The sequence below is a fragment of the uncultured Nevskia sp. genome (assembly GCF_903885465.1).
Lineage (GTDB): Bacteria > Pseudomonadota > Gammaproteobacteria > Nevskiales > Nevskiaceae > Nevskia.
Genome location: NZ_CAISIQ010000303.1, coordinates 1 through 12,382, shown reverse-complemented (window position 1 = coordinate 12,382; position 12,382 = coordinate 1). Strand labels below are relative to the sequence as shown.

Here is a 12,382-nt window from a genome sequence, read left to right as displayed (position 1 = left end):
GCAGTGCGGATTGCCGGCCGAATCTAGAGAAGGTCACAACCTTGCCTAGAGGAGCTGTTGCAGTCGCTGCGGCGCGAAGGCCGCAGCGGTCTGCTTGGAAATATTCAGTTCGCGGTGGCGACGGCTTTCGCGTTTTCCGCATCGGCCACGGCCTGCGGCAGCTCGAAGACCCAGAACGAGCCACCCTGCGAGACCGGCTTGGTCAGGTCGGCCATGTCGCCGCCCCAGAGCGACACTGCGCCGCCGTAACCGGAGGCCACGCCGAGGTACTGCTTGCCGCCGTCTTCCCAGGTGATCGGGCAGGACACCACGCCGGAGCCGGTCTGGAACTTCCACAGTTCCTTGCCGCTCTTGGCGTCGAAAGCCTTGAAGTAGCCGTCGCTGGTGCCGGTGAACACCAGATTGCCCTTGGTCGCCAGCGTGCCGGACCACAGCGGCAGCGGTTCCTTCGCTTCCCAGACGATCTGGCCGGTCTTCGGGTCCATCGCCCGCAGCACGCCGACGTGGTCTTCGAACTTGCGCTTGATGCGGAAGCCCTGGCCCAGATACGCAGCACCTTTCTTGTAGGTGATGTTCTCGGTCCAGTAGTCCTCGCTCCAGTCGTTGGAGCCGATGTAGAACAGGCCGGTCTCCGGGCTGTACGACATCGGATTCCAGTTCTTGCCGCCGAGGAAGTTCGGCGTGACCTGGATGGTCTTGCCCTTGTCCTGGCCTTCTTCCGGCTGCGGCGGACGCTGGCCCGGATTCTCGATCGGCCGGCCGGTCTTCAGATCAAAGCCCTTGGCCCAGGAGATGTCCGGCACGAACGGATAGGCGCCGAGCAGCGAGGTCGGCCGGTTGATCTTGCCGCCGCGCTCGGTGAGCTTGTCGGTATCGGTGACGAAGAAGAAACCATTGCGATCGGCATGGGCGCCGGCGCGGATCTTCTTGCCGTCCTTCTCGAGGTCGAACAGGATGATTTCGTTGTTGCCGGAGAAGTCCCAGGCATCGTTCGGCGTGTGCTGGAAGAAGCCCACCGGCTCGCCGTTCGACGGGTCGATGTAGACCTGGCCGGACGTGTACAGCGAATCGCCCGGCGTGCGCTTCCAGGTGTTCCACGGCGCCGGGTTGCCGGTGCCGATGATGATGGTGTTGGTCTTGATGTCGAACGCCGCCGACTGCCAGGGCGCGCCGCCACCGTGGTGCCAGGCTTCGACCTTGGTCTTGCCATCCTTCTCGTTCGGCCAGCTCGGCGCTTTCGGGTCGCCGGTGTAGCTCGAGTCGGCACCATTCAGGCGGCCGCGATGACCTTCCACCAGCGGCCGCATCCAGATTTCCTTGCCGGTCTCCGGATCGCGCGCGTAGAGGCGGCCGACGACGCCGAACTCATCGCCCGAGGAGCCATGGATCAGCAGCATCTTGCCGCTCTTCTGATCCTTGATGATGGTCGGCGCGCCGGTCATCGTGTAGCCGGCCGTGTGGTCTTCGAACTTCTCGAACCAGGCGACTTTGCCGGTCTTGGCGTTGAGCGCCACCAGGCCGGCGTCGAGGGTGCCCATGTAGACCTTGTCGCCGAAGATCGCAGCGCCGCGGTTGACCACGTCGCAGCAGGGACGGATGTCGTCCGGCAGGCGATGCGAATAGGCCCAGAGGCGTTTGCCGGTCTTGGCATCGAGCGCGAACATCCGCGAGTACGAACCGGTGACGTAGATGACGCCGTCATGGAGCAGCGCCTGGCTTTCCTGGCCGCGCTGCTTTTCGTCGCCGAACGAGAACGACCATTTCGGCACCATCGCGGCGACGTTCGTCGCATTGATCTTCTCTGCCGGGCTGTAGCGCTGGGCCTTAACGCCGAAGCCGTACATCAGCACGTTGTCGGTGGTGGCCTGATCGTTCTGGATGTCGTCCCAGGTCACCGCCTTGTCGGCCAGCGCGGGACCGGCAGCAGCCATTGCGATCAGGCTTGCTGCCGAAGCTGCAGTGACCCGCCGCCAAAGGCGTCGAGTCTTGATGGTGTCCGTCATGTCGCTCCTCCTGAAATTTTATCGTGGCGCCGCAAGGCTTGTTGCCATCGGGCACGGCGACTGTAGGAAGCGCGATCTGAGCTTGTCCTGAGATTGGCCTGAGAGGCTTCTCAGGCTTCGGGTGCAGCTTCGTGCCCGGAATCCTGTCCGGCACTCTGGGCAAGGCCGATCCGGCAGCCCTGGCCCCGCACGGTGACGATCTCGGTCTCGCTGCCATGCGCTTTCAGCTTGCGACGCAGATAGCCGAGATAGACATCGACGGTGTTGGTGGTGAGATCGGCGTTGTTGCCCCAGGCGCCATAGAGAATTCGTTCACGGCTGACCACTTCGCCGGCATGGCGGGCGAGATAGAGCAGCAGCTCGAACTCGCGACGCGTCAGGTTGATCACCCGGCCGGCGCAGGTGACTTCGCGGGCGCGAACGTTGATGGCCAGATCGGCGACCACGCGATGACTGCGCTCCGGCCCGGCCGAACCGCGGCGCGCCAGTACCTTGACTCTTGCCAGCAGTTCGTCGAACGCGAATGGCTTGCTGAGGTAGTCATCGGCGCCGTTGCGGAAGCCGTCGAGCTTCTCGTCGAGCGAGTCGCGTGCGGTGAGCATCAGGATCGGAATCATCTGGCCGGCATCGCGCAGATAGCGGGCCAGCGAGCAGCCATCGCCATCGGGCAGCATCAGATCGAGGATCAGCACCGCGTAATCGGCACCGGCCAGTTGCCGCGGCACGCCGCCGATGCCGCGCAGCCATTGCACGCTGAAGCCCTCGGCAGCCAGACCGCGAGTGACGAAGCGGCCGATGCCCGGATCGTCCTCGACCAGCAGCACGCTGTTGTTGAGGCTCGAACCCATCCCGGTGCTCATGCTGAAAACTCCATGTGGACGATCAGTCCGCCGTCGTAGGCGTTGCGCGCGGAAATCACACCTCCGTGTTGTTCCATCACCCAGCGGGCCACGGCAAGGCCGAGGCCGGCGCCGCCGCGTTCGCGGCCGTCATGGGTCTGGTAGTAGGGATCGAAGACCTTCGGCAGCATTTCCGCCGAGATGCCGGGCCCCTGGTCGGCGATCTCGATGGCGTGGCCGGCGGCGCTGATATCGAGCCGCGCGATCACCCGGCCATCCGGCGGCGAGAACTTCACCGCGTTGTCGATCAGCGCCAGGATCGCCTGACGGATCCAGCTGGCATCGCCGTCGATGATCGCCGGCAGGCGCCCGGTTTCCGCTTCGAGGATGACGCTGCTGGAGCGTGCATAAGCTTCGGCGACGGTGGTCGCTTCGCGCAGGCAGTCGCGCAGGCTGATGCGCTCGCGTTCGATCTGCACCCGGCCGTCTTCCGAGCGCGCCAGGCCGATCAGATCATTGAGCCGCCGCCGCAGATAGCCGCTGGTGGCGTGAATGTGCTGCAGCGCCGTTCGATAAAGCTCGGGATCGTCGTCACGGCCGCGCAGTGCCACTTCGGCTTCGCCCATCAGCACGGTCACCGGCGTGCGTAGTTCGTGGCTGATCTTCGAGAAGAACAGCCGTCGGCTGGCGTCGATGGCGCGCAGGCGCTCGCTGGATTCCTCGAGCTGCCGGGTGCGCTCGCGTACCGTCTGTTCGAGCTCCTCGTTGACCCGGGTCAGCCGCTCCTGCTGCTCGGCCAGCTTCTGCGCCATGGCATTGCACTGGCTGGCGAGATCGGCGATCTCCTGCGGCCGCGGCACGTCGATACGGTGGTTCAGATCGCCGGCGGCAAAGCGCTGCACGCCGTCGTGCAGCGTGCGCACCGGCCGCATGATCAGCGCGTGGATCATCACCATCGACAGCACAGCGCCCAGGGCTGCGATGAGGCCCGCCAGCGGCGTGCCCCAGGCCAGCCGCTGACGCAGGCGCTGCATGTCGGCCAGGGTCTGTTCGACTTCTTCGGCTTCATCGGCGGAGACCGCGCGCACCAGGCGATCGATACGTGCGGTATCGGCTCTGACCGTGTCCTCGAAGAACGCCCGTACGGCCGTGGCCGGATCGCTGCGCCGACTGGCGTTGGCCGGCTGGTCGAGATGCCGATGCAGCTGCGCGAACATGGTGCGCATCGCTTCGGCGTTGCGAATCTCGCGGACCCGGTCATCGCGGGTGGCGCCGTGGCGATCGAACTCTTCGTCGATCAGCACCAGCAGCCTGCGGAACAGCACTTCGACCGCTGCGCGATCCGGCTCCGGCAGTTCGCTGGCCGTGCCAGGGCTGGCGAGCGCTTCCATCTCGGCCAGCAGCAGGCGGCCGAACTCGGCTTCCAGACGATTGATGATCGCCAGCTGCTCGTAGGAATTGCGGGCATCGCCGAGGTGATCGCTGGCCCGCTGCACGCTCAAGCTCGCCAGTGCGGCCATCAGCCAGACCAGCGCGATCGCGCCGAGCGCGGCCGCCGCCAGCACCGCGCGCACCGAAACCCGGGATCGACCCACCGGGACCGTCAACACAGAAACTGCAGAGGACATGGCAACTCCGACGTGGCCGGGGTCTGGCCGCCGCGGTGCTGTCGAGTTGTCTCGTCGGCACGGCTGAGCTGCCAGCCCGGGCAGGCGATGTTTATAGGAGGTCGCCGGTGGCGGCGGTATGGGCAAAGGTCCCGGGCCGCGGCGACCAGGCCTGCGCGTCTCCGGCCTCACGCGGCGGGCTAGACTCCGCCGCGTGATCGAGCCTGCCGAACCCTCCGAAGTCATTGCCCGCCTGCCGGTCGTTGCCATCAGCGGCCCGACGGCGGCCGGCAAGAGTGGGCTGGCGATGGCGCTCTGCCAGGCGCTGCCGGAGGGTGGCGAGATCGTCAGCGTCGACTCGGCGCAGATCTATCGCGGCATGGACATCGGCAGTGCCAAGCCCGACTTGGAAGCCCAGGCGCGGGTCCGCCATCACCTGATCGACATCCTCGATCCCGCCGAGCCGTACTCGGCCGCGCGTTTCGCCGACGACGCCCAAGCGGCCATTGCCGATATTCGTCAGCGTGGCCGGATTCCGGTGCTGGTCGGCGGCACCTTGCTCTATCACCGCGCCTTGTTCGAAGGCCTGAACGATCTGCCGCCGGCCGATGCGGCATTGCGTCTGGAACTGGAGTCCGAGCGTCAGCGCATCGGTGTCGAGGCCCAGCACGCGCGGCTCGCCGAAGTCGATTCCGTGACTGCGGCACGTCTGCATCCGAACGACAGCCAGCGGGTGCAGCGGGCGCTGGAAATCCACGCGCTCAGCGGTCGTCCGGCCTCGGCCTGGCATGCCGAGCCCACGGCCGGTGCCGGGGTGCCGGGCACGGTGCTGCGCTTCGCGGTGATGCCACCGGAGAAGGCGCAGTTCGATGCACGCATCGCTGCACGCTTCCAGCAGATGATCGAAGCCGGCTTCGTCGACGAGGTGGCGCGCTTGCGTGCGCGCGGCGATCTGCATCTCGATCTGCCGTCGATGCGAGCGGTTGGCTATCGGCAGATATGGAGTCATCTCGACGGCGATTACAGCCTTGCCGAAGCCGTGAAGCGTGGCGTGATCGCCACCCGGCAATTCGCCAAGCGACAGATGACCTGGCTGCGCAGCGATCGCAGCTGGACTCGACTGGAGATTGACGAAGATAAACAGGAACCTGTGGCGCTGGCCGGGGTCTTGAATGCGGTCGGATCGAGCCAAACACTGGGGAAGCGCTGAGTTGCCTTGGCTTCTGGAGTGATCCGGGGTATCGAGTCAAGGTTCAGTGTTAAACTTTCGATTAATGGCGTGTTGCCGGGCGCCGTCCAAAAAATTCAAAAAAGGTAGCTGACATGTCAAAAGGACAGACTCTGCAGGAGCCATTTCTCAATGAACTGCGCAAGGAGCGGATTCCGGTTTCGATTTATCTCGTCAACGGCATCAAGCTTCAGGGTCAGATCGAATCCTTCGATCAATTCGTGGTGCTGCTGAAGAACACGGTCAGCCAGATGGTCTACAAGCACGCGATCTCGACGATCGTGCCGGCGCGTTCGGTGCGCCTCCCCAACGGTGACGGCGACGACACCCAACCGGCCGGCGTTTGACCAACAATCCACCGCCGTACGCGACTGCCGACCAGACGGCGGCAGGCGCGCAAGCCAAACCCCAGAAAACCGTATTGGTGCATCTGGAGTTTTCGGGCACCGACTTTGATGCCGACCGTGCCGAGTTCATCGAACTCGCGCGCTCGGCTGGCCTCGATGTTGTCGGGGTGATTGGCGGCAAGCGTGATCGTCCCGATGCCGGCACCTACGCCGGTAGCGGCAAGGTCGACGAGATCGCGGTGACGGCAAAGGTCGCCGGTGCCGAACTGATCATCTTCAATCACGATCTGTCCCCGAGCCAGGAACGCAATCTGGAAAAGCGTTTCGAGTGCCGGGTGATCAACCGTGCCGGCTTGATCCTCGACATCTTCGCCCGCCGTGCCCGTTCGCACGAAGGCAAGCTGCAAGTGGAACTGGCGCGCCTGAATCACATGGCGACGCGACTGGTGCGTGGCTGGTCTCATCTTGAACGTCAGAAGGGTGGTATCGGCCTGCGTGGCGGTCCCGGTGAAACCCAGCTAGAAATCGATCGCCGCCTGCTGCGTGGCCGCATGGACACGCTGAAGAAGCAGCTCGAAACGGTGAAGAGTCGTCGCGCCCAGAATCGCCAGGGCCGCGCGAAGTCGGAGATTCCGACGGTGTCGCTGGTCGGCTACACCAATGCCGGCAAATCGACCTTGTTCAACGTGCTGACCGGCGACGCTGCATTCGCCTCGAACCAACTGTTTGCGACGCTCGATACGACGATGCGCAAGGTTGCGCTGCCGAGCGGCGAGACCGCGGTCCTGGCCGACACTGTCGGCTTCATTCGCGATCTGCCGCATGACCTGATCGCTGCGTTCCGCGCCACGCTCGAGGAGTCGCGCGAAGCCGAGCTGCTGGTGCATGTCATCGACGCCGGCGATTCCGAGCGCGGTGCGCGCATCGAGCAGGTCGAAGCCGTGCTCGCCGAGATCGGTGCCGACGAAGTGCCGCGCCTGCAGGTGTTCAACAAGATCGATCTGCGCGAAGGCGAAGAAGCCCGTATCGAATGCGATGCCGAAGGCATTCCGCAGCGCGTGTTCCTGTCGGCGCGCAGCGGTGAAGGCATCGACCTGCTGCGTACGGCAATCGCCGCGCGGCTGTATCCGGATCTCGGCGACGAAGCGGTGGTGCTGCCGGTGAATGCGGCGAAGTTTCGCGCCCAGTTGTTCCAGCTTCATTGCGTGGTTTCGGAAACCATCGACGAGGAAGGCAGTTCGCATCTCGTCGTGCGTCTGCCGTATTCGCGCCTGCAGCGTCTGTGTCGGGAAGCTGGTATCGAGCTGCCGCCGCGCCAAGACCCGGCTGTGCACTAAAATATTGGTATCGATCGCAGTTCGACCGACACCTTCTTATCAAATGGCGGGCGGCCTCAAGGCCACTAGCCCGCTTCACTGGAGCTTCACCTGATGGCTTGGAATGAGCCGGGACCCGGCGGTCGCGATCCGTGGAATTCGAATTCCGGCGGCAAGCGCGGCAACGAAGGCCCACCCGATCTGGACGCGCTGCTGAAGCGCATCAAGGCCAAGTGGTTCGGCCGTGGCGGCGCAGGCCGCACGCCGGGCAGTGGCACGCCGACCCAGATGCCGCCAGGCGCTGCCGGCGTCATCGTCGTGCTGGTGCTGCTGTTCGTCGCCTACCAGAGCTTCTACACGGTGGAAGAGCAGGAGCGCGCGGTGATCACCCGCTTCGGCGCCTATGCCGGTACCACCGAGCCGGGGCCGCACTGGGCCTACTGGCCGTTCGAGCGAGTCGAGAAGCTGCCGTTCACGCAGGTTCGTCAGGTCACCGACCGGGCGACGATGCTGACCCAGGACGAGAACATCGTCGATCTCGAACTGTCGGTGCAGTACCGCGTGTCCTCGGCCGAGGAATACCTGTTCAACGTCGCGTCCCCGGACAAGACCCTGCAGCAGGCGACCAAGGCCGCCTCGCGTGAAGTGGTCGGCCGGTCGACGATGGATTTCATCCTGACCGATGGCCGTCAGGCGGTGGCCGATCAGATCAAGATCGGTCTGCAGGAACGCCTGAACGACTACAAGACCGGACTGATCGTCACCGAAGTGAATCTGCAGCAGGCGCAGCCGCCCGAGCAGGTGCAGGCTGCCTTCGCCGATGCGATCAAGGCGCGTGAAGACAAGGAACGTGTGCAGAACGAAGCCGAGGCCTACGCCAACGATCGCCTGCCGCGTGCTCGCGGTGAAGCGGCTCGCCGCATTGCCGAAGCCACTGCCTACCGCGATCAGACCGTGGCCCGGGCTCAAGGCGACGCGGCCCGTTTCTCGGCGCTGGTCGAGGAGTATCAGAAGGCGCCGCAGATCACCCGCAAGCGCATGTACTTCGATGCCATGTCCGAGGTCTACGCCGGCAGCAGCAAGGTGCTGATCGACATCGACAAGGGCAATCCGGCGTTCTATCTGCCGCTGGAACAGCTGTTGAAGAACGCCCAGAAGAACGCCGACTCGCAGCCTTCCGATTTCAACGCCAGCTCGTCGTCGCGCAATTCGCCGACCCGCAATAGCGCCGACGACGCCGCGCGCTCGCGCGACCGCGCGCGCTGATAAAGCCAGGACAACGATCCCCATGAGCAACCGGCAATCACTGATTCTGGCGGGCATCTTCGCCGCCATGCTGCTGCTGCTGAACAGCATCTACATCGTCGATCAGCGCGAAAAGGCACTGCTGTTCAAGTTCGGCGAAGTGCAGGGCGCGGACTACCAGCCCGGCCTGCATTTCAAGCTGCCGATGATCGAATCGGTCAAGAAGTTCGACAGCCGCGTGCTGACGCTGGACAACCAGACCGAAACCTTCCTGACCGTCGAGAAGAAGAACGTCGAGGTCGATTTCTACGTCAAGTGGCGCATCGCCGACGTCATCAATTACTACCGCGCCACCGGTGGTCAGGATCTGGTCGCCGAGAACCGCCTGGCGACGATCATCAACCCGGGCCTGCGCGCCGAGTTCGGCAGCCGCACGATCCAGCAGGCGATCTCTGGCGAGCGAGGCGAGATCATGGCCGCGCTGGAGAAGACCGCATCGTCGAGAGTCAAGGAACTGGGCATCGAGCTGATCGATGTGCGCATCAAGAGCATCAACCTGCCGCGCGCGGTCAGCGATTCGGTCTACGAGCGCATGCGAGCCGAGCGGACGCGGGTGGCTTCAGACCTGCGGGCCCGCGGCTTCGAAGAGTCCGAGAAGATCAAGGCCGAAGCCGATCGCAGCGCGCTGACCACGATCGCCGATGCCTACCGCGAAGCCGAAAAGCTCAGAGGCGAGGGCGATGCCAAGACTGCCGAGATTTCGGCCAAGGCCTATGGTTCCGATCAGGAGTTCTACGCGTTCTACCGCGCGCTGAACGCCTATCGCGACGCCTTCCGCGATCAGAAGGACGTCATGGTCATCGAGCCGAAGGGCGAGTTCTTCAAGTACCTGAAGCAGAGCGAAGGCAAGTGATTGCCGGCCGCCGCCACACCTGTCCCCGTGTGTGATGGCGGCAGTCCCTGCAATTGATTCACGGGAGCGCCTGATGGCCCCGAGGACGCTCTCTCAACTTTTTCTTGGCGTGACCCTGTCGTGACCAGACTCTGGATGTTGCCGGACGGCGTCGAAGAAGCGCTGCCCAATACCGCGTGGCGGGTCGAAAGCCTGCGGCGTGCACTGCTTGATCATTACCGCTCACAGTCCTATGAGCTGATCCTGCCGCCGTTGATCGAGCATCTCGACACCCTGCTTAGCGGTGCCGGCAGCGATCTCGAAGACCAGACCTTCAAGCTCACCGATCCGGTCGGCGGTCGTCTGCTCGGCCTGCGCGCCGACATGACGCCGCAGGCCACACGGATCGCCGCGCGCCACTTCGCCGACGTGCCGGTGGTGCGCCTCTGCTACCTCGGCACCGTGCTCCGGACGCGGCCGGACAGCCTCGGCGGTTCGCGCGCGCCGCGCCAGGTGGGCTGCGAAGTGTTCGGCGAAGCGAGCCTGACGGCGGATCTTGAAATCCTCCGGTTGATGCTCGACACCCTGCGTCTCGCCGGGATCGGCGACGCGCATATCGATCTCGGCCACGTCGGCATCTATCGCGCGCTGGCCGCGCGTCTGAAGCTTGATGAAGACGACGAGACCGCTGTGTTCGACATCCTGCAGCGCAAGTCCCAGCCGGACCTGCGCGATTTCGCCGCGGCCCGTCAGCTGCCGGCCCAGGCGGCCAGCGGTCTGTCGGCGCTGATGGAGCTGAACGGCGATGTCAGCGTGCTGCAACGCGCGCGGCAGACACTCGATACCAGCGATCCGCAGATCGCCGATGCGCTGTCGGCGCTGGAACAGGCGGCGGCGCATCTTGCGGCACTCGACAATGCTTCACCGCTGCACATCGATCTCGCCGAGCTGCGTGGCTATCGCTACCAGACCGGCCTGGTGTTCGCTGCCTTCGTACCGGGCCACGGCCGCGAAGTGGCACGCGGCGGCCGCTTCGACGACATCGGCGCAGCACGGCCGGCGACCGGTTTCTCGGCCGACGTCAACGAACTGCTGCGGCTTGGCAACAGCGTCTAGCGACATAGAAACAAGGACCACGACCGCTGAACGCGGACGGATAAACAGACGGGGCGTTTCGCTCCATGCGCGCGGGGTCGTCATGACTTGCGCACTTGAATCAGAGGTTGAGAAACAACATGGGTAAATCAGTCGTCGTGATCGGCGCCCAATGGGGCGACGAAGGCAAAGGCAAGATCGTCGACCTGCTGACCGACAAGGTGCAGGCGGTGGTCCGTTTCCAGGGCGGCCACAACGCGGGCCATACGCTGGTGATCAACGGCGTGAAGACCGCGCTGAACCTGATCCCGAGCGGCATCATGCGGCCCGGCGTTGCCTGCCTGATCGGCAACGGCGTGGTGCTGTCGCTGCCGGATCTGATCAAGGAGATCGAGAAGCTCGAGGCGATCAACTGCGAGGTACGCGGCCGCCTGAAGATTTCAGAAGCGGCACCGCTGGTGCTGCCGGTGCATGCCAAGCTTGATCAGGCGCGCGAGCGCGCCCGCGGCGAAGCGAAGATCGGCACCACCGGCAAGGGCATCGGCCCGGCTTACGAGGACAAGGTTGCGCGGCGCGCGATCCGGGTCAGCGATCTGTTCCACCGCGAAGTGCTGGCGGCCAAGCTCGGCGAGCTGATGGCGTACCACAACTTCGTGCTGGTCAATTACTACAAGGAAACGCCGGTCGATTTCCAGACCACGCTCGATGATCTGCTGCGCTACGCCGAAATCATCCGGCCGATGGTTGCCGACGTCACCGAACTGCTGCGTCTGCAGCTCGCCAAGGGCGACAACGTGCTGTTCGAAGGCGCGCAGGGCGCGCTGCTCGACATCGATCACGGCACCTATCCGTACGTGACCTCGTCGAACACCACGGCGGGCGGTGCGGCCACCGGTTCCGGCGTCGGCCCGCGTAACCTCGACTACGTGCTCGGCATCGTCAAGGCTTATGCCACACGCGTCGGTTCGGGCCCGTTCCCGACCGAGCTCGATGACGAGATCGGCCAGCTGATCCGCGAGAAGGGCAAGGAGTTCGGCACCGTCACCGGCCGCCCGCGTCGCTGCGGCTGGTTCGATGCAGTGGCAGCTCGGCGCTCGATCTTCAACAACAGCGTCAGCGGTCTGTGCGTGACCAAGCTCGACGTGCTCGACGGCATGGAAACGGTGCGCATCTGCACCGGCTACACCGCCAACGGCAAGGCGATCGAAACACTGCCGATCGGCGCCGAAGGCTTCATCGATGTGAAGCCGGTCTACGAAGACCTGCCGGGCTGGTCGGAGACGACCTACGGCATCACCAGTTACGACGCGCTGCCTGCCAACGCACGGGCCTATCTGAAGCGCATGGAGGAAGTATCCGGTGCCGAAGTCGCGATCATCTCGACCGGCCCCGACCGCGATCACACGATCGTGTTGCGCAACCCCTTCGGATGAAACAGTGGCTGGTGGTCAGTGACCGGTGGTCAGCAAGAAGCTTTGCTGGCCGTTCGCTGTCACTGACCGCCGACCACCATCCACCAACTATTGAGGTAATGAACGAAGTGACAAAACAAAAAGGCCACCGCGAGGGTGGCCTTGAGATGAAACGACAGCTTTATAAGATGGTGCCGAAGAGAGGACTCGAACCTCCACGGTTTTACCCGCTAGTACCTGAAACTAGTGCGTCTACCAATTCCGCCACCTCGGCTCAGGGCGCGCAGATTAATCAGACCCGGGGGGTCTGTCAATGAAGAAATCGAAAAATAATACGGGTCGTCGCGAACTTGCCGATGACAAGACGCCTGAGATGCCGAAGAAGGCCAAGGCCGGCG

At 64.3% G+C, this 12,382-nt stretch carries 10 protein-coding genes and 1 tRNA gene; 7 read left to right on the top strand and 4 right to left on the bottom strand.

Translation table 11 applies throughout. The features are described 5' to 3' along the window. Positions 1-104 precede the first annotated feature (104 nt). The 3 genes from QZY06_RS11750 to QZY06_RS11740 form a co-directional block, all read right to left on the bottom strand. Positions 105-1,931, bottom strand: a complete 1,827-nt coding sequence (locus tag QZY06_RS11750) for a methanol/ethanol family PQQ-dependent dehydrogenase (protein ID WP_367275621.1) — start codon at positions 1,929-1,931, stop codon at positions 105-107. Positions 1,932-2,113: 182 nt separating this feature from the next. After that, on the bottom strand, positions 2,114-2,863 hold the full coding sequence (locus QZY06_RS11745; RefSeq protein ID WP_295684441.1) for a response regulator transcription factor: 750 nt from the start codon (positions 2,861-2,863) through the stop codon (positions 2,114-2,116). After that, positions 2,860-4,437 carry a HAMP domain-containing sensor histidine kinase gene (locus QZY06_RS11740; RefSeq protein ID WP_295684439.1) on the bottom strand — a complete coding sequence of 526 codons (1,578 nt, stop codon included), beginning with the start codon at positions 4,435-4,437 and terminating at the stop codon, positions 2,860-2,862. Before QZY06_RS11740 ends, QZY06_RS11745 begins: the two co-directional genes overlap by 4 nt. Positions 4,438-4,663: 226 nt before the next feature. Here QZY06_RS11740 and miaA point away from each other — a divergent pair, with 226 nt between their 5' ends. The 7 genes from miaA to QZY06_RS11705 all read left to right on the top strand — a co-directional run bounded on the left by miaA (position 4,664) and on the right by QZY06_RS11705 (position 12,005). Then, positions 4,664-5,659 carry a tRNA (adenosine(37)-N6)-dimethylallyltransferase MiaA gene (miaA, locus tag QZY06_RS11735; protein ID WP_295684436.1) on the top strand — a complete coding sequence of 332 codons (996 nt, stop codon included), beginning with the start codon at positions 4,664-4,666 and terminating at the stop codon, positions 5,657-5,659. Between the two features lie 113 nt (positions 5,660-5,772). Next, entirely contained in the window at positions 5,773-6,024 is a 252-nt protein-coding gene (gene hfq / locus QZY06_RS11730; protein ID WP_022975379.1) for an RNA chaperone Hfq, read from the top strand. 74 nt (positions 6,025-6,098) lie between these two features. Further along, entirely contained in the window at positions 6,099-7,361 is a 1,263-nt protein-coding gene (gene hflX, locus QZY06_RS11725; RefSeq protein ID WP_367275620.1) for a ribosome rescue GTPase HflX, read from the top strand. Positions 7,362-7,454: 93 nt separating this feature from the next. Continuing rightward, entirely contained in the window at positions 7,455-8,606 is a 1,152-nt protein-coding gene (hflK, locus tag QZY06_RS11720) for an FtsH protease activity modulator HflK (protein WP_295684430.1), read from the top strand. 22 nt (positions 8,607-8,628) lie between these two features. Continuing rightward, the gene (gene hflC / locus QZY06_RS11715) at positions 8,629-9,498 is read left to right on the top strand and encodes a protease modulator HflC (protein WP_295684426.1); all 870 of its coding nucleotides are present in this window, start codon (positions 8,629-8,631) and stop codon (positions 9,496-9,498) included. 120 nt (positions 9,499-9,618) lie between these two features. Continuing rightward, positions 9,619-10,593 (top strand): ATP phosphoribosyltransferase regulatory subunit, encoded by a 975-nt coding sequence (locus QZY06_RS11710; RefSeq protein WP_295684423.1) that lies wholly within the window; start codon positions 9,619-9,621, stop codon positions 10,591-10,593. 119 nt (positions 10,594-10,712) lie between these two features. After that, positions 10,713-12,005, top strand: coding sequence for an adenylosuccinate synthase (locus QZY06_RS11705; protein ID WP_295684420.1), 1,293 nt, complete (start codon positions 10,713-10,715; stop codon positions 12,003-12,005). Positions 12,006-12,173: 168 nt separating this feature from the next. Here the strand turns inward: QZY06_RS11705 and QZY06_RS11700 are convergent. Continuing rightward, a tRNA-Leu gene (locus QZY06_RS11700) sits at positions 12,174-12,258 on the bottom strand. Positions 12,259-12,382: the final 124 nt, after the last annotated feature.